Origin of the sequence: Aerococcus mictus, from assembly GCF_003286595.3 — a bacterium.
Taxonomy (GTDB): domain Bacteria; phylum Bacillota; class Bacilli; order Lactobacillales; family Aerococcaceae; genus Aerococcus; species Aerococcus mictus.
The window spans coordinates 987,230-1,005,675 of record NZ_CP132985.1; the positions used below are offsets into that span (position 1 = coordinate 987,230).

Sequence of the window (18,446 nt, forward strand, 5' to 3'; positions counted from 1 at the left end):
TATGACAAAACGTAATGATATTAAAAAAATAATGGTTATTGGTTCTGGCCCTATTGTGATTGGCCAGGCAGCAGAATTTGATTATGCAGGGACTCAAGCTTGTTTAGCCTTACGCGAAGAAGGTTATGAAGTGGTCTTAGTGAACTCTAATCCAGCGACCATTATGACTGACCGTGAAGTAGCCGATAAGGTTTATATGGAACCTTTGACATTGGAATTTTTAACTCAAATTCTGCACCAAGAACATCCTGATGCTCTCTTACCTACCTTAGGGGGGCAAACAGCCCTGAATATGGCTATTGAACTTTCCCAAGCTGGCGTTTTAGAAGATTTAGAAATCGAACTCTTAGGAACGGACTTAAAAGCCATCAACCAAGCTGAAGACCGGGAACAATTTAAGGAGTTAATGGAAAGCTTAGGTGAACCGATTCCTGAATCCAAAATCGTCCACCATGTTGATGAAGCTATCGCCTTTGCTAATGAAATTGGCTATCCGATAATTGTTCGTCCTGCTTTTACTCTAGGAGGAACTGGTGGGGGACTCTGCGACAATGAGGAAGAATTAGCGGAAATTGCTGAACATGGCTTATCCTTATCTCCAGTTCACCAATGTTTGATTGAGCGTTCGATCACCGGCTACAAAGAAATTGAATACGAAGTGATGCGGGATAGCCAAGACAATGCCTTGGTAGTATGTAATATGGAAAATTTTGACCCGGTGGGTATTCATACTGGGGATTCCATTGTTTTTGCCCCATCACAAACTCTTTCCGACGAGGATAGCCAAATGCTCAGAGATGTGAGCTTAAAAATTATTCGGGCCCTCGGGATTGAAGGTGGCTGTAATGTCCAATTAGCTCTGGACCCTCATTCAGCTAACTATTATGTGATTGAAGTTAACCCTCGGGTGTCACGTTCTTCAGCCTTGGCTTCTAAGGCTACTGGTTACCCTATTGCTAAACTAGCCGCTAAGATAGCTGTTGGTTTGACTCTCGATGAAATGATCAATCCAGTCACTGGTTCTTCCTATTCCATGTTTGAACCTGCTTTAGACTATGTGGTATGTAAGATGCCGCGCTTTCCTTTTGACAAGTTTGAGCATGCTGACCGCCATCTAGGGACCCAAATGAAGGCAACTGGGGAAGTGATGGCGATTGGTAGAAATATCGAAGAAAGCCTGCTCAAGGCTTACCGGTCATTAGAAATTGGCGTGATCCATAATGAAATTAGTGACTTTGCTGACTTAGATATGGATACCATAGCTGAAAAAATCAAACATCCCCAAGATGATCGTTTCTTTTATTTATCTGAAGCGGTCCGCCGTGGGGTAGATATTGATTTGTTAAACCAATGGACTGGGATCAATCCTTTCTTCCTTGATAAGCTCTTAGTTATTGCGGAATTGGAAGAAGAATTAAGCCAAAATGTAGGGGATCAGTACAGCTTGCGCAAGGCCAAGGTAAAAGGCTTTTCCGATGTAAAAATCGCTGAACTATGGGACTGGACGCCAGAAGAAGTGAGAAAATATCGCCTTGAGACTGGCATTCTGCCAAGTTATAAAATGGTTGATACCTGTGCAGGGGAATTTGAATCGCAAACCCCATACTTCTATTCCACCTACGCAGAAGCCAACGAATCCCAAGTTTCTAACCGTGAAAAAGTCATTGTCTTAGGGTCTGGGCCTATTCGTATTGGTCAAGGGGTTGAATTTGACTATGCCACGGTCCACTGTGTTGAAGCTTTAAAACATGCAGGCTATGAAGCCATAGTTATTAATAGTAATCCAGAAACGGTCTCCACTGACTTTTCGATATCGGACAAATTATATTTTGAACCCTTAAGTTTTGAAGATGTGATGAATGTTATTGACTTAGAGCGGCCTAAAGGGGTTATCGTTCAGTTCGGTGGGCAAACAGCGATTAATCTGGCTTGGCCACTGGCTAGAGCTGGAGTGAAATTACTGGGAACTCAAGTAGAAGATATTGACCGCGCAGAAGATCGTGATCTTTTTGAACAATTGATTCATTCTTTAAATATTCCTCAGCCTAATGGGAAAACGGTAATGAATGAAAGTGAAGCGGTCAAGGCAGCCAAAGAAATTGGTTATCCTGTTTTAGTACGTCCTTCCTATGTCATTGGTGGTCGGGCTATGGAAATTGTCTATAGTGAAACTGAATTACATAAATATATCCAAAGCGCTGTTGAAGTTAGTGAGGATCATCCTGTCTTAATCGACGATTACCTCCTCGGTATAGAGTGTGAAGTTGATGTGATCTCAGATGGTGAAGATGCCTATGTTCCAGGCATTATGGAACATATTGAACGCGCCGGAGTGCACTCGGGAGACTCCATTGCTGCCTATCCACCTCAAAACCTAAGTGCATCGGTGCAAGCAACCATCATTCAATACAGTCAGGAATTAGCTAAATCCTTGCACTGTGTGGGCTTAATGAACATTCAATTTATCGTCCAAGGCGAGAAAGTCTATGTGATCGAAGTCAATCCAAGAGCCAGTCGGACGGTGCCATTCCTCTCTAAGGTAACTAATATTTCTATGGCTCAAGTCGCTACCCAATTAATTCTTGGTAAAAAACTTGGCGATTTGATCGATCTTAGTTCGCCAAAAGAAGCAGATGGCGTCTATATCAAGGCACCGGTCTTCTCCTTTAATAAATTGGCCAAAGTAGATAGTTTACTAGGTCCGGAAATGAAATCGACAGGTGAAGTCATTGGATGTGGTCGTAGTTTAGAAGAAGCTCTCTACAAGGCCTTTGAGGCTAGTGGCTTACACCTGCCACAGTTTGGAAACATTCTCTTCACCATTGATGACCTTTCGAAAGAAGAAGCCTTGACTCTGGCTAATGGCTTTAAGTGCTTAGGGTATGAAATTTTAACGACTACGGGTACGGGCCAATACTTTAGCAATAACGGTCTAAAAGTAAAAGCTGTGGCTAAAATAAGCAGTAATGAGGCAAATAGTATTCCTAATTTAATTGAAAATGGCAAGATTCAAGCCATTATCAATACTGTCGGTGGACAAAAAGAAGCTGGTGAGGATGGTCAAATTATCCGTCAATTAGCTATTGAACATAATATTCCACTGTTTACCACCTTAGATACCGCTTTAGCTATGCTGAAGGTACTACAAAGTCGCAGTATCTCAACTCAAGCATTATAAGATAGACAAGAAATCGTTAAACTTTAGAAAAATTTTAGGGGGATAAGAATGGAACATTTAACCAGTGTACAAGACTTAAGCAATGAAGAAGTAATGGAGCTTATTAGACAAGGGGAAACTTTTAAAAATAGTCCAGTAGCGGTTCATCCCCAATCCATTACTATGGCTAATTTGTTTTATGAAAATTCAACTAGAACACATATGAGTTTTGAGCAGGCAGAACGGCGCTTGGGTTATCAAGTCTTACCTTTTGAAGTGAGTCAGAGTTCGGTCAATAAAGGCGAAAGTCTCTATGATACCGTTATTACTTTAGAAGCTATTGGAGCTAATGCATTAGTTATTCGCCATTCTCAAAATGAGTACTATCTTGACCTATTAAAAGAGCTTAATAAGCACCACCACAAAATCCACCTTATTAATGGTGGGGATGGTAGTGGCCAACATCCGAGCCAATGCTTACTAGATATGATGACTATCTATGAGGAGTTTAAGCACTTTGATGGTTTGAAGGTTGCAATTATTGGTGACATTAAAAATTCACGGGTAGCTCGCAGCAATGCCCAATTACTCAACCAATTGGGGAGTGAAGTATTCTTTTCGGGTCCAGAAGCCTGGTATGATCCCCAAATGGACCAATATGGCAGCTACCAAGACATTGACCAGTTAATTGACCAAATGGATGTGGTGATGCTCTTACGGGTCCAACATGAAAGACATTCTGATGACCCATTGGAGGAGAGTTTTGACCCTAAGCGTTATCATGAGAAATATGGAATTAATTTAGACCGTTATCAAAAGCTACAAGACCATGCCATATTAATGCATCCAGGTCCTATTAATCGTGACGTTGAACTGGCTAGTGAACTAGTAGAATCAGAAAAGAGTCGCTTTGTGCAACAAATGGAAAATGGCGTTTATATGAGAATGGCTATCTTAAAGAGTGTGATTGAGGGTGAGAAATAATGAAAGTCCTAATTCAAGCAGGTAAGGTTTATAGTCAGGGTTCTTTGACGACTATGGATATTCTTATTGAGGAAGGAAAGATCCAAGCTCTTGGTCAACACTTGGTCGACCAAGATGAAGTTGATCAAGTGATTGATGCTTCAGGCTGTTTGGTGACTCCAGGCCTTATTGATATCCATGTCCATTACCGAGAACCAGGTTTTGAAGACAAAGAAACGATTGCTAGTGGTAGCCGGGCAGCAGCTCGCGGAGGTTTTACTAGCGTATGTACCATGGCTAACACCAATCCTGTTCCTGATACCCCTGAAAAACTTAGCCAGTTAATTCAAAAGAATCAAAGTGATGGTGAGGTGAAGATCCATCAATATGCTCCCATTACTAAGGATTTAACTAGCGATCAGGTTGTTGATATTCCTGCGATGAAGGAGGAGGGCGCTTTTGCCTTGAGTAATGATGGACATGGCGTCCAATCAGCTGCAACCATGTATCAAGCGATGCTAGCAGCCAAAGAGCAAGGCCTAGCCATTTGCGCTCACCTAGAAGACCGTTCCTTATTTAATAATGGCGTGATCAATGCAGGAAAGGCTGCAGAGCGTATGGAACTTCCTGGAATTTTATCGGTGGCTGAAAGCAGTCAATTGGCTAGAGATATTGAATTAGCTCGGGCAACAGGGGTTCACTACCATGTCTGCCATGTGTCTACGGCGGCCAGTTTAAATTTGATTCGCCAAGCCAAATTGGATGGAGTGAATATTACTTGTGAGGTTGCTCCTCACCACCTTCTCTTCCATGATGGCAATATCTTAAAAGATGATGCGAATTATAAAATGAACCCGCCATTGAGAAACTCATCAGACCAAGAAGCCCTAGTCCAAGCCTTAAATGACGGGACTATTGATTTGATCGCTACAGACCATGCTCCCCATACCGAAGAAGAAAAGAGTCAAGGCTTCTTGAAGTCCCCCTTTGGAATTGTTGGTAGTGAAACAGCCTTTATGAGTTTATACACGCTATTAGTTAAGCGAGGAAAACTCAGTTTAGAAAGGCTTATTGCCCTAATGACTGACCAACCTCGTCAATTATTCCATTTAGAGACAGCAGGAACCATCTGGCCAGGGCAAGCTGCTGATATTAGTATCTTTAATCTCGACCGTCCTTATCAAGTCAAGGCTAGTGACTACGCCTCAAAGAGTAGTAATAGTCCCCTAAATAACACCAGTTTATACGGACGAACCGAATATTGTTTAGTTGATGGAGAAATTGTTTATCAAGCTGAGGGAGGAAATAGTCATGAATAATATCCAAGTGGAATTACCCGGTTTATCCTTATCTAACCCCTTAATGCCCGCTAGTGGGAGTTTTGGTTATGGTGATTTCTCTAATTGCCAAGACCTCGATTTAAGTCAATTAGGCGCCTTAGTGATAAAAACCACCACTTTGGAAGCTCGCGAAGGCAACCCTGATCCTAAGATGTGGTGGAATGATGAATACAGTCTTAATGCAGTAGGTTTAAAAAATCCAGGAATTGATGTGGTTATCAAGGAAAAACTTCCTCAGCTCAAAGAAAAATATCCTAGCTTGCCCATCATTGCTAGCGTGGGAGGAAATACAGTTGAGGACTATTGTCAAGTCGCCCAATTATTTGATCAATCCGGTTTAGTTAACGCTCTTGAAATTAATATTTCTTGTCCGAATGTGAAAAAGGGCGACCTTGCTTTTGGTAAGGATCCTCAATTTGCTAAGGAATTAACCGAAAAAATTAAGTCCCTAGTTGACTTACCAGTATACGTTAAATTGTCACCCAATGTCGATGGCGTGGTGGCTATGGCCCAAGCCTTGGAAGAAGCTGGTGCAGATGGCTTAACTATGATCAATACCTTACTCGGAATGGGTATTGATATTAAAGAAAAAAGGCCAGTTCTAGGTAATGGCTATGGGGGAATCTCAGGACCGCTCTTAAAACCCTTGGCTTTAAGAATGATTCACCAAGTCCGCCAACAAAGCCAACTGCCTATTATTGGGGTGGGCGGCGTATGCACTGTCGATGATGTGATTGAAATGTTTATGGCCGGAGCTAACGCAGTACAAGTGGGTTACCAACACTTTAAAAATCCAGGAATTTGTATTGATTTAGCGAAAGAATTACCGTTTCGTTTAGCGGAATTAGGTATTTCGAGTTTAAAAGATATTCAAGTGATTTAAAGTAAAATACAGCAAAAGCTAAGGATTTATCCTTGACCTTAGGGCTTAATTTTGCTAAACTACTCTTGTTGTATTTCTGTAAGCACCAGAACTGCAACCGCGCATCGATAAGTTGAAGTATCAAGTATTGTTTGATCACTTATCTTGGCGAGTCTAAGTAATTATAAGGAGGTGCATTGCATGTACGCTGTTATTAAAACAGGTGGAAAGCAAATTAAAGTTGAGGAAGGTTCAGTAATCTTTGTTGAAAAATTAGATGCTGAAGCAGGAGATAAGGTAACCTTTGACGAAGTAGTCTTTGTTGGTGGTGAAAGTACTAAAATTGGTACGCCATTAGTAGAAGGTGCCTCAGTTGAAGGGACTGTTGAAAAACAAGGTCGCGAAAAGAAAGTGACTACCTTCAAATACCGTCCTAAAAAAGACTCTCGTTCTAAACAAGGTCATCGTCAACCTTATACTAAAGTAACAATTGATTCAATTAAGGCTTAAGTATGATTCAGGCAAAGTTTAAATGTAAAGATGGAAGCTTTGTAAGTATGACAGTGCTAGGACACGCTTTATCAGGGGAATATGGCCATGATTTAGTGTGTGCTGCGGTGTCAACTTTAACTTTTTCCCTGGTGAATAATTTGGAGCGTTTGACACAAGTTGCTCCAATTGTTGACTTAGATCCAGATGGGGGTTATCTCTATTGCGAAATTCCCGCTGACTTGGATGATAACCAAGCCCAGCTTGCTGAAGTCTTATTTAAAAGTTGCTATTATGCCTTAAAAGATGATGTTAGTGCCAGTCAACCTGACTATCTTCAGGTATCTTTAAATAAGTAAACAAAGGAGGAACCTAACATGTTAAAATTAGATTTACAATTTTTCGCCCACAAAAAAGGTGGCGGTTCCACAGCTAACGGCCGTGACTCACAAGCTAAACGTTTAGGAGCTAAACGGGCAGATGGCCAATTTGTAACAGGTGGATCAATTCTTTACCGTCAACGTGGTACCCATATTCATCCAGGTGTAAACGTTGGACGCGGTGGAGACGATACTTTATTCGCACTATGTGATGGTGTGGTTAAATTTGAACGTAAAGGTCGTAACAGCAAACAAGTTTCTGTATACCAAGAAGCTTAAGCAGACGACGTAAGAGGCTGAGACAGTTGTCACAGCCCTTTTTTATTATATAGACAATTAAAAGGAGTAGGTTATGGATACCGAAGGAATTAAATCAGCCTTTACATATTTGCATGAAGCGACCGAAAAAAGTGCTCAGGCCTTGGAGATGACCTATGTTGAGGCTATTCATGAAACATTACAGAACCTATTACTAGGATCAGCCCAGCAAATTAACGGAGCACCTGACGATCAAGTGATTAAGGAATTAAATAATCTCTATCAAAAAAGTCAGTGGCAGTCTTTAGACCAGGAAACCAAGCATAATATCATCCAATGGTTATTGATTGAAGGAGTAAAGAAGCAAGAAATACAGGCTAATTATCAAGCCACTCCTGATGCCATTGCCTTAATTATCGGCTACTTGGCCTTTCGCTTAGTTGAGTCGAATCAAAATTCGCTAGAAAAGTCTATCAATCTTTTTGATCCCTGCTTTGGCACTGGTAATTTATGGTCACTGGTGGCGAAGACTTTTACGGACCAAGACTATCAAGTCCTTGGGGCCGGAGTTGATAATGATGACTTGATGCTATCTATTGGCGAAAAGGCCATGGCCTTGCTTGGCTTAAGTCCAAAACTCACCCTTGCTGATGCTTTGGGAGATTTGTTGGTTGATCCCTGCCAGGTCATTATTGCTGATTTACCGATAGGCTATTATCCTCAAGACCAAGTCGCCCAGACCTTTAAGAGCGGGGCAAAATTTATTGAGGAAGGCTCCCATGCCTATGCCCATTACTTGTTAATTGAGCAGGGGATTCATTATTTAGAGGACAATGCTTGGGGCTTGTTCTTAGTCCCCAAATCTACTTTAACCGATCCAACGCTTCCGCAATTAATGCAAGGAATAAATGAAACAGCTTATTTGCAAGCCTTTATTAATTTACCCCAAAGTCTTTTTCAAAATGAGTTTTCGCAAAAAAGTATCCTGATTGTCCAAAAACAAGGAGACCGGGCCAAGCAAAGTGACCAGGTCCTTATTGGTAATATTCCTGATTTTAAAGCAGTTGACGACATGAAACAATTTACTTCACAATTTAATGATTGGTTAGACAAGCATATCGTTAATGGAAAATAATATATAGAAAAAGCTCAGTCTACTTTTTACTATGACACAGTAAAAGAGACTGAGCTTTTTGTTAATCTTCTTGGAATTGGGCACTATACAAGCCGTAATAGAAGCCTCGTTTTTCCATTAGACTTTCATGGTTACCTTTTTCAATAATTCTTCCTTGGTCCATAACAATAATTTGATCAGCATCCTGAATCGTACTTAAACGGTGAGCAATCACAAAACTGGTTCGTCCTTTAAGTAATTTTTCGGTTGCTTTCTGAATTAATTCTTCAGTACGCGTGTCGATACTTGAGGTTGCTTCATCTAAGATTAAGATATCTGGTGTGGCTACTAGGGCACGGGCAATCGTAATGAGCTGTCTTTGTCCCTGAGAAATATTTGAAGCATCTTCATTAATGATGGTGTCGTAGCCATCAGGCAATTTCCGAACAAAGTCATCGACATGGGCGGTTTTAGCTGCTGCATAAACTTCTTCCTCTGAAACAGATTGGTTATGATCACCGTATGCGATATTATCATAAATACTTCCGTTAAATAGCCAGGTATCTTGTAAGACCATTCCCATTTGTTTACGAACATCCTCGCGGGAATAGTCACGAATATCTTTACCATCAATTTTAATACTACCTTTATCGACATCATAGAAGCGTTCTAATAAGTTAATTAGAGTCGTTTTACCAGCACCAGTAGGGCCAACGATAGCAATAGTTTCGCCCTCATTAACATCCAAATTATAATCTTTTAAAGTGTAATGGTCTTCATCATAACCAAAATAAACATTGTCAAAGATTACCTTTTTATCAGTATCAATAACGGAGTAGTCGCTATGGGTTACTTCCATTTCCTCCAGATCCAGGAATTCAAATACCCGTTCAGCGGAAGCTAGGGTACTTTGAATTTGGTTAACGATAGTAGCAAGGTTGGAAATGGGTTGGTAAAGTTGTGGGTTGTATTGCAAGAGGGCTTGGACGTCCCCAAGTGGTAGACGGCCTTGTAAAATATCTATCCCCCCGACAAAGGCAATTAAGACGTAATCTAAATTACGGATAAAGTTGACCATGGGATAGAGAAAACCAGAAAAGAATTCTGCCCGTTGTGAGGTTTTATAATAAGCATCGGTTTCTTCTTCAAATAGATCGCGCTTATGCCCTTGTTGGTTGAAAGCACGAATTTCAATTTGACCATTATAGTCTTCTTCAATATGGTCATTAATGCTTCCCTGAATTCTTTGCCGGTCAGCAAAGAGTCTTTGAGTTATTGGTGTGATGCGGCTAACTAGGAAAACAGCAAATAGAACAGTTAATATCATAAGCCCCCCAATTTTGGGACTGATCATGAGGATCATCGTTACCACACCAATTAACTGGGTAATGCTCATAATGGTTTGAGCAATATTTTGTTGCAGGGTACGGGCAATATTTTCAATATCATTGATGGCCCGGCTCAAAATTTCACCGGTCGATAAATGATCAATGGTACTAATTGGAAGCTTATTCAATTTATCTCGCATGGCTTGGCGGAGATTAGCAATTGTTCCTTGTACGGCATGTGACAGTAAATAATTTTGGAAGTAGCGGCCAATACTAGTGGCAATATATAAGGCAGCGACTACGAGAAGTACACGGAAAATCCCGGTAAAGTCAATCTTATAGCCCATTTGTCCATTCATTTCTTGTAGGCCTTGGCTGACCCCTTCAGCAATCAAGGTCGTTGCTTGTCCTAAAATTTTAGGCGCAACGGTTTCGGCTATCGTTGCTGCCACCGAAAGGATTACAACTGCAATGAATGATTTTTGATAGTGACCAAAAAATTTAAAAAGACGTTTAAGGGCTTTGCTAGTTGATTTTGGTGTACGTCTTCCCATTATTCACTCACCTCCTTGAGTTGTGATGACACAATAGAAGCATATAATGGCGAAGTTTCCATTAAAGTATCATGGTTACCTAAGCCAGCCACACTCCCATTGTCTTCTAAGACTAAAATTTTATCAGCATCCCTAATTGTAGAGACCTTTTGCGAAATAATAAGGGTAATTTTATCCTTGGCGTACTGACTCAGTGCCTGTCTTAGGTTGATATCTGTTTTAGCATCTAAGGCAGAGAAGGAGTCATCAAAGATTAAAATATCCGCATCCTTCATCAAGGCTCTGGCGATGCAGAGACGTTGTTTTTGCCCTCCTGAAAAATTTGAACCGCGTTGCTCGACTCGGTGGTCAATGCCATCGGATAAGTTTGACACAAAGTCAGCAGCTTGAGCAATTTTTAAATTTTGCCAAATTTCTTCATCACTAGCCTGACCCTTACCAAATTCTAAGTTAGAGCGAATATTTCCTTTGAAAAGGTTGGCCTTTTGAGGAACGTAGGCGATATAGTCACGTAGAGCATCAAGATTATAGCTTTCAATTTTTTCGCCATTAATCTTGATGTCGCCACTAGAACGTTCATAGAAGCGCAGGATGAGGTTAGCGATGGTTGATTTTCCCGAACCTGTCCCGCCAATGATTCCTAGGGTTTCCCCAGCTTTGATAGAGAAATTAATATCGGTTAAAACATTAGATTCTGCCCCTTGATAGCTGTAATTGACATGGTCAAAATCTAGTCTAGCTTGCCGTTCAGGGTCAAAAGCCTTGCCACCATCAGCAGGGGAATGAATTTTTTCAGGAGCATCGAGGACTTGGTTAATCCGTTCAGCTGAAACTTGGGCTCTTGGGATGAGAACAAACATCATGCCGATAAAGGCAAAGGATATTCCCATAATGGATGTATAGGAAACAAAGGAAAGAATAACCCCAATGCTGAGTTGTTGGTTGGCGACTAAATGCCCCCCGAACCAGTTAATATAAATCGTGGTTAGGTTCAAAATTAAGAGTAGTGCAGGGAGTAGGAAAGCTAAGCGAATTTGCGCGCCGACAGCCGTTTGCCGATAGTCTTCATTGGCCTTAGCAAAGCGCTTGGATTCATAGTCACTCTTATTAAAGGCGCGAATGACGCGAATACCAGTTAGTCCCTCTCTAAAGATAAGGTTCATATTGTCCACCTTGGCTTGCATGGCGCGGAATAAGGGGGAGGCGAAATAGAGGACTAAGGCTAAAGAGATAATAACTAGGGGAATGGTAACCAGATAGGTTTGACTAAGTAAGGCGCTTGCTCGGTAGGCCATCACTAAGCTAGCAATAAGCATAGCCGGAGCCAATAGAAACATACGTAAGACCATCATTGTGGTCAATTCAATTTGCATAATGTCACTTGAGCTCCGAGTAATCAGAGAGGCACCACCAAAATGATCGTAAGTATCTTTCGATAAGCGTTGTACTTTAGCGTAGATGGTATCTCGTAAATCTTTTCCCAGTCCTTGTGAGGCTTGTGAAGCAAACCAGATATTTGCTAGGGCAGAACCAACAATGATTAGGGTGACACCTAGCATCTGGATAGCAATTCGGGTAATGGCAGAAAAATCCCCAGGGACAATCCCTTGGTTAACTAGGCCAGCGGTGAAAGTTGGTAAGACTAATTCAGCAAGCCCTTGGGCAAATGCAAAGAAGATACTAAGCAAGATTAAGTGTATGGGGATGCGTTTTAATATTTTTAACATAGGCGGCTCCTTTCTTATTTTTGTTCTTGTAAATTATTGTGAATACGTTTGAGTAATTCTTGGATTCTTTTTTTTTCATTTAAGGATAAATTGTTAGTCACAATTTCTTCAAGTTGGTCAAAAATGAATTTGATTTCTTTAGCCAGTTTTTCTCCCTGTGGCGTTAAGAACAGGTATTTCTTTTGTTCATTCCCGGAAATTTGTTTGCGATAAAGATAACCTTTACTTTCTAGACTAGTCACAATATTACTGGTCGTAGCATGGGGTTTATCCAAATAATCTGCGAGCTCTTTTTGGATGAGTTGGGGATAGAGATGGATATAGTAAAGACTCTTGGCTTGAATGATATTTAGATTAGCTTTTTTAACCTGTTTGTCGATATAGCTTTTTTCTAAAGTCGCTACCTGAAAGAGTAGTGTACTTAGGTGGTCTTTGGCAAACTCCATAGTAACTCCTTTCTAAGCATTTTATTTTTGAAAATGTCCATTTATCCATGATAATCATTTTTACTTGTATTTACAAGTAAAGCGCTTAGGCTTTTAATATTCGATAAAATAAGCCGATTAATCTAGAATGACCTGGCAAGATTTAAGGAGAGATAAAGGAATTGTTTCTTGGTTCATCAGAAAATACTCGTGGTCTAGGCTATGTATATAACCATGTAGTAATCGATAGTGGCCATCTGAATCGACTTCATTCAAAACAATGGTGCAGGGAAGTTGACTATTCAAGGCCAGAAAAAGTTTCTGGCGGAGTTCGGTCAAAGTCATTTGCTGGCTAGTCAAGGCCTGGGGATGGACTCTGCCGTAATTTTTTTGTCTTGATCGTAAGGCTTCTCGGTGTTCAGATAGGAACATGCTCTGCCATTTGATCATGGATCGATAGGCATGGGGGAATTTTTTGTGCTTCGTTTGCTCGGGCATAGAATCATTTCCTTATAACAAATAGTAGTAATCAGGGTACTATCTCCTAATATAGGAACATATGTTCCGTTTGTCAACTGTTCCAACCAATGAGCAGAGACTGATTGATTGCTTGCCAAATATTGTCTAATCCTAATAATCTCGATTTAAAATGTGCTATACTATGAGGAAAACTATCCAGCTGATAAAAAATGACTGATCTTCTAGCTTAGCAGATAAGTCTACCCCTAGCAATGCTGGCAATTTTGTTAATGAGTGAAGCAATGATTAAAGGCAAGTCAAAATCAATTGATTTTCGCTCTACTAATTTGATACTTAGGTGAATATTAAGGAGACAGTTATGAATTTTGAAAGCTATACCCACTATGGGCACAATATTGGAAGGAATATGTCAATTAATCGTTATGGACACGCTGGAAAGCCCTTTTTGGTCTTTCCCTCTTCAGGCGGCTCTCATAATGAATATGCTGATTTTGGGATGATTGAGGCCTGCCAAGCCTGGATTGACAATGGTAAGGTGCAATTCTTTACCTTATCCTCCTATGATGACCAGAGCTGGTTATCCAATAAATCTGGTCATGATATGGCCTTAGCCCAACAGGCTTATGATCGTTATTTTATTGAAGAAGCCCTGCCTTTAATTAAACATGTTTCGAATTGGATGGACCCCATGGGCGCAACCGGTTGCAGTATGGGAGCCTACCATGCCATTAATACTTTTTTAAACCACCCAGATGTAATTGATACTGTGATTGCTCTAAGTGGAGTGTATGATGTTCGTTATTTCATGAAAGGCTACCAGGACGATTTTGAAATTTACCATAACTCACCAGTCGATTTCCTTTGGGGGCAAAATGATCCTTGGTTTATTGATCATTACCGCCAAGGCGATATCATTGTATGTACAGGACTCGGCCCCTGGGAAGAAGATGGCCTACCAAGCTTTTATAGCTTAAAAGAGGCCTTTGAATGTAAACAAATCCCTGCTTGGTTTGATACTTGGGGAGAAGATGTGGCCCATGATTGGCCATGGTGGCGCAAACAAATGCCATATTTTCTGCAAGTTTTGTATCCCCTATGATAAAGACATTGACATAGTGGAGAAAAAATGGCATTGAGGGCGGACGTTAAATGCTATCAATAATTAGTGGATAACTAGTCTCTTATAGACAATGGTCTTTACTTATCGAAATTGTTTTTTTGTGCTAGTATAAGATAATTAAATACCCATTTTATATAAGGAGGAAATTGAGTAAATTATGAAGGCTGCTTTTATCATTGATAGTACGGCATCACTTCCCGATAATATTAAGAATTTAGCCAATGTCATGGAAGTGGAATTATCGGTACGTTTTCCTGATGGGGAGGTCTTTGGTGACACGACAGATACTGCGGAAAGCAAACGCTTTTACAACAAATTGGAGACCAGTGAGGAACTACCAACCTCTTCGCAACCTCAACCTGTAGAATTTTACCGAGTTTGTGACCAGCTAGTGGAAGAAGGATATGACACAGTTTTTGGTATTTTCCTTTCCTCTAAAATAAGCGGGACCTTACAGACTGCCCATATGATTTTAGAGGAGTATGCTGATCACTTTAACTCTTATATTATCGATTCTAAGGGAACTTCTATCCAAATGCTTCACATCTTAAAAGAGGGGATGGCGATGGTAGAAGAGGGACGGCAGCCTGAAGCCATAGCGGAAGAAATGCAATGGATTGCTGATAACTCCCGTGTCTATGTCATGTTAAAAGACTTGAAAAATATTGTTAAAGGCGGACGAGCAACTTCCTTTCAAGCAGCCTTGTCTACCATGCTAAGAGTATTTGTTATTTTATACTTCAATGAAGCAGGTGAAGTGGTTTTATTTGATAAGGTTAGAACCAAACGTAAGGTGATTAAGCGCTATATTGAACTCGTTCAAGAGGCAAAAGATCGCTATCCTGCAGGGCTAAAATTAGCTTTTGCTCATGGGAATGCCCCTGAGGAAGTCAAAGAATTTGAACAAGCAATTTTAGCTGAATTTCCTGATTTAGATTATATGACGACTTATTTGACCCCTGTCTTAGGGACCCATGGAGGCCAAGGATGTATTGGCATGGGAACGCTAGCATGTCGTCGCCCACAAGGAGAATAAGAAACAGAGAGCCCGAGTCTATACTCGCGGCTCTTTTTTATATCATTGGATTATGGGATATTTGGTGTTAGTAAGATCTTTCTTTTGCCAAAAAAGATAAAAAGGCCTTGACAGAAGAGTGTCAATTAAGTTATGATATATGGGTAGTCAAATTTAGCGGTCATGGCGGAATCGGCAGACGCGCTACCTTGAGGGGGTAGTGGGAGTAATTCCCGTGGAGGTTCAAGTCCTCTTGGCCGCATAGAATATTTTAGAAACATGCAAAAGGCTTATAGAAGTAAATGAATGAGCGGTTCTAAGGACCGCTTTTTTTATTACTCTCTATTCCGCTTTATAATCTATTTACCGTATTTAGCTTCCAAACACCTACTAGTAGTTTATATGTTAGATTACGCTCTTTTTAAATACTTGGAAAGAAAATATAAGAACTGAGTTAAAGAAATTAAGTTTGGCCTAGTAAAAGTGTTTGGATAGCAGCTTTACTTTGAAAATCTTAGTGAGATAGGGTAAGATTAAAGCATATATAAATGTAGCAAATATAGAAGGGATGGAAGCAATGAAAGTTGATCATACTTGTGTGCGGGTGAAGGATTTAGAAGCCTCAATTGCTTTTTATCAAGAAGCTTTCGGATTTGAAGTGGTTGATAAAAAGGATTTTCCGGATAATGAATTTACCTTATGTTATATGGCCTTACCAGGCTCCAGCTGGCGTTTAGAATTAACCTATAACTATGACAGTGATGGCTATGATCTTGGGAATGGTTATGGACATATTGGCTTATTAGTTGATGACGTCAAAGCTATTCATGACCAACATGAAGAAAAAGGTTACGAATTGACTGATATTTCTGGCTTACCTGGAATGGATCCTTTCTACTATTTTGTGACTGATCCTGATGGGTATAAAATTGAAGTGATTCAGGATGGAGTCTTATAGACGATTTAAATAAATTCCTTGTTTAATAGGATACTCTATGATAGACTTATTTCATGCGATGAATCGACATCAACATGGCATAAGATAAGTCCATGTAGTGTTATAGAGAGTACACGGTTTATTGTTTAAACCACTACAGGAAGTAGGTACTTGGTTAATGAGTGATGTGAACACTGATTAACCCTTAGTCTAGGGAAGGCGAGGAGATTTCTCCTCGCCTTTTTTGTATAGAAAGATAGGGGTGAGATAGATGTCTAATCAAGAATTAAGTTTAAAAAATATTGAAGACAATATGTATTTCTTTAATAAAGGAAAACATTATCATGCTTATCGCTTCTTAGGAGCCCATAAAATGGCTTCATCTCCTCAAGACGGTTATCGCTTTACCACTTGGGCTCCCCAGGCCAAATCAGTGGCGATTGAAGGCGATTTTAACCAGTGGCAGCCGCAAGCGCTAGAACGAGTCGGAGAAACTGGTGCTTGGACAACAGTTATTAAGGAAGCTGCTGAGTGGGATTTATACAAATTTGTCATTGAAGGACGGAATGGATTGGTTAAAGAAAAACAAGACCCTTTTGCCTTTGCTAGTGAGGTCCCACCTAAAACTGCTTCAGTTATCCAAGATCCCACGAATTATAGCTGGAATGATGAAAAATGGCTCCAGACTAGGCGACAAAAAAATCTTTATCAGAGCCCGATTAACATCTATGAAGTCCATCAGTCCTCTTGGCAACGTCATGCGGATGGTAGGGCTTATAGTTTCGATGATTTACGCAAGGAGTTAATTCCCTACGTTAAGAAAATGGGCTATACTCATATTGAATTTATGCCTCTTACCGAACATCCACTTGAAGCCTCATGGGGTTACCAAGTCAGTGGTTATTACTCCATTGCTGGCCGTTATGGGCATGACTTTGATCCGCTAAAACGTTTTGTGGATGCAGCTCATCAAGCAGGAATAGGAGTCATCATGGATTGGGTACCTGGTCATTTTGTGATTAATGATGATGCCATGGCTAACTTTGATGGTGGGCCGACTTTTGAATATAGTGATCCCAGGCGAGCTAAGAACATTCGTTGGGGAACCCTGAATTTTGACTTAGGAAAAAATCAAGTCCAAAGTTTTCTCATATCCAATGCTATCTATTGGCTAGAAGAGTTTCATTTTGATGGCTTACGGGTGGACGCGGTTTCTAACATGCTTTATCTTGACTACGATGAAGGGGACTGGACACCTAATATTTATGGTAATAATGTCAATTTAGAAGGGGTCGATTTTATACGCCGCTTGAATAAAGAAATTTTCCTGCGTGACCCCTCATATTTGATGATTGCTGAGGAAAGTACTGCTTGGCCAGGAGTCACTCAGTCGATTGACCAAGGTGGTCTCGGATTTAATTTTAAATGGAACATGGGTTGGATGAATGATACGCTCAAATTCTTCAAGCTTGATCCACTCTCGCGCTCCTATAATTACCGGTTAATTACCTTCACCTTCATGTATATGTTTGATGAAAACTTTATTCTGCCTTTTTCCCATGATGAGGTCGTTCATGGAAAAGAATCCTTACTAGGGAAGATGCCAGGGGATAACCGCTATCGTCAGTTTGCTAATTTACGGTTAATGGAAGGCTATCGGATGGTATATCCCGGCAAAAAGTTAGCCTTTATGGGCAATGAAATTGGTCAATTTTTAGAATGGCGTTTTTATGAAGGCTTAGAATGGGAGACCTTGTCCAGGGAATATAATTTGGAGTTTCAAGATTACATTTCCACATTAAATCAGTTATACTTAAGTGAGAAAGCGCTTCATCACTATGATTTATCAGCTAAAGGCATCATTTTTCTTGAGGCAGATAATCCTGATGAAACTATTGTGGCTTTCATCCGCAAAGGGGAAGAATTAAGCGATTGTGTCATCTGTATATTTAATTTTACCCCAGTTGAACGCCACAATTATCGACTGGGTGTGCCTTTGCCAGGCAGTTACCGAATATTATTAAATAGTGAAATGAAGGAATTTGGCGGTAACTGGATTTACCAGAAAGAGATCTTCCAGACCGAAGACAAAGCACACCAAAAACAAGACTATTCAATTGAACTTGTTTTGCCGAGTCTATCGCTTTTACTACTAGTACCAGACACCATTGATGAAGAAGCTTTGGCCAAATCGCAAGCGAAAGCAGCCAAAGACAATAGTCAGCAAACAAGAAATCAATTAAGTGAATTCAATTCCTAGGCCGTATAGTGCTGTAGAAAGCTAGGAAATAATTTTT

16 protein-coding genes, 1 tRNA gene and 1 other annotated feature are annotated in these 18,446 nt (G+C 40.4%); of the genes, 13 read left to right on the forward strand and 4 right to left on the reverse strand.

Features of this window, described 5'->3' with window-relative positions:
* Position 1 precedes the first annotated feature (1 nt).
* The 8 genes from carB to DBT49_RS04675 all read left to right on the forward strand — a co-directional run bounded on the left by carB (position 2) and on the right by DBT49_RS04675 (position 8,584).
* Positions 2 to 3,178 (forward strand): carbamoyl-phosphate synthase large subunit, encoded by a 3,177-nt coding sequence (gene carB / locus DBT49_RS04640; RefSeq protein WP_070558016.1) that lies wholly within the window; start codon positions 2 to 4, stop codon positions 3,176 to 3,178.
* 48 nt (positions 3,179 to 3,226) lie between these two features.
* The gene (locus DBT49_RS04645; RefSeq protein WP_070558013.1) at positions 3,227 to 4,141 is read left to right on the forward strand and encodes an aspartate carbamoyltransferase catalytic subunit; all 915 of its coding nucleotides are present in this window, start codon (positions 3,227 to 3,229) and stop codon (positions 4,139 to 4,141) included.
* On the forward strand, positions 4,141 to 5,439 hold the full coding sequence (locus DBT49_RS04650) for a dihydroorotase (protein WP_070558011.1): 1,299 nt from the start codon (positions 4,141 to 4,143) through the stop codon (positions 5,437 to 5,439). Before DBT49_RS04645 ends, DBT49_RS04650 begins: the two co-directional genes overlap by 1 nt.
* Positions 5,432 to 6,343: a dihydroorotate dehydrogenase gene (locus tag DBT49_RS04655; protein ID WP_070558010.1), complete on the forward strand. Its 912-nt coding sequence runs from the start codon at positions 5,432 to 5,434 to the stop codon at positions 6,341 to 6,343. Before DBT49_RS04650 ends, DBT49_RS04655 begins: the two co-directional genes overlap by 8 nt.
* A gap of 85 nt (positions 6,344 to 6,428) precedes the next feature.
* Positions 6,429 to 6,508, forward strand: a sequence feature (ribosomal protein L21 leader region).
* A gap of 15 nt (positions 6,509 to 6,523) precedes the next feature.
* Entirely contained in the window at positions 6,524 to 6,832 is a 309-nt protein-coding gene (gene rplU, locus DBT49_RS04660; protein WP_013668659.1) for a 50S ribosomal protein L21, read from the forward strand.
* A gap of 2 nt (positions 6,833 to 6,834) precedes the next feature.
* On the forward strand, positions 6,835 to 7,170 hold the full coding sequence (locus tag DBT49_RS04665; RefSeq protein ID WP_070558008.1) for a ribosomal-processing cysteine protease Prp: 336 nt from the start codon (positions 6,835 to 6,837) through the stop codon (positions 7,168 to 7,170).
* Positions 7,171 to 7,188: 18 nt separating this feature from the next.
* On the forward strand, positions 7,189 to 7,470 hold the full coding sequence (rpmA, locus tag DBT49_RS04670; RefSeq protein ID WP_013669098.1) for a 50S ribosomal protein L27: 282 nt from the start codon (positions 7,189 to 7,191) through the stop codon (positions 7,468 to 7,470).
* A 73-nt stretch (positions 7,471 to 7,543) separates the two neighbouring features.
* Positions 7,544 to 8,584, forward strand: a complete 1,041-nt coding sequence (locus tag DBT49_RS04675) for a class I SAM-dependent methyltransferase (protein ID WP_070558005.1) — start codon at positions 7,544 to 7,546, stop codon at positions 8,582 to 8,584.
* Between the two features lie 61 nt (positions 8,585 to 8,645).
* Here DBT49_RS04675 and DBT49_RS04680 read toward each other — a convergent pair whose 3' ends face one another.
* The 4 genes from DBT49_RS04680 to DBT49_RS04695 all read right to left on the reverse strand — a co-directional run bounded on the left by DBT49_RS04680 (position 8,646) and on the right by DBT49_RS04695 (position 13,095).
* A complete protein-coding gene (locus DBT49_RS04680; RefSeq protein ID WP_070560330.1) occupies positions 8,646 to 10,445 on the reverse strand; it encodes an ABC transporter ATP-binding protein in 1,800 nt (599 codons plus the stop codon).
* On the reverse strand, positions 10,445 to 12,172 hold the full coding sequence (locus DBT49_RS04685) for an ABC transporter ATP-binding protein (protein ID WP_070560328.1): 1,728 nt from the start codon (positions 12,170 to 12,172) through the stop codon (positions 10,445 to 10,447). Before DBT49_RS04685 ends, DBT49_RS04680 begins: the two co-directional genes overlap by 1 nt.
* A 14-nt stretch (positions 12,173 to 12,186) precedes the next feature.
* A complete protein-coding gene (locus DBT49_RS04690; RefSeq protein WP_070560326.1) occupies positions 12,187 to 12,618 on the reverse strand; it encodes a MarR family winged helix-turn-helix transcriptional regulator in 432 nt (143 codons plus the stop codon).
* 117 nt (positions 12,619 to 12,735) lie between these two features.
* The gene (locus tag DBT49_RS04695; protein ID WP_070560325.1) at positions 12,736 to 13,095 is read right to left on the reverse strand and encodes a YolD-like family protein; all 360 of its coding nucleotides are present in this window, start codon (positions 13,093 to 13,095) and stop codon (positions 12,736 to 12,738) included.
* Between the two features lie 340 nt (positions 13,096 to 13,435).
* On the opposite strand from DBT49_RS04695, the gene DBT49_RS04700 reads away from it, so the two are divergent.
* The 5 genes from DBT49_RS04700 to glgB all read left to right on the forward strand — a co-directional run bounded on the left by DBT49_RS04700 (position 13,436) and on the right by glgB (position 18,409).
* Positions 13,436 to 14,176, forward strand: coding sequence for an esterase family protein (locus DBT49_RS04700; protein ID WP_070560323.1), 741 nt, complete (start codon positions 13,436 to 13,438; stop codon positions 14,174 to 14,176).
* A gap of 178 nt (positions 14,177 to 14,354) precedes the next feature.
* The gene (locus DBT49_RS04705) at positions 14,355 to 15,233 is read left to right on the forward strand and encodes a DegV family protein (RefSeq protein WP_070560321.1); all 879 of its coding nucleotides are present in this window, start codon (positions 14,355 to 14,357) and stop codon (positions 15,231 to 15,233) included.
* A gap of 156 nt (positions 15,234 to 15,389) precedes the next feature.
* Positions 15,390 to 15,474, forward strand: a tRNA-Leu gene (locus DBT49_RS04710).
* Positions 15,475 to 15,789: 315 nt separating this feature from the next.
* Entirely contained in the window at positions 15,790 to 16,170 is a 381-nt protein-coding gene (gene gloA / locus DBT49_RS04715; protein ID WP_060778174.1) for a lactoylglutathione lyase, read from the forward strand.
* A 250-nt stretch (positions 16,171 to 16,420) separates the two neighbouring features.
* Entirely contained in the window at positions 16,421 to 18,409 is a 1,989-nt protein-coding gene (gene glgB, locus DBT49_RS04720; RefSeq protein ID WP_070560319.1) for a 1,4-alpha-glucan branching protein GlgB, read from the forward strand.
* Positions 18,410 to 18,446: the final 37 nt, after the last annotated feature.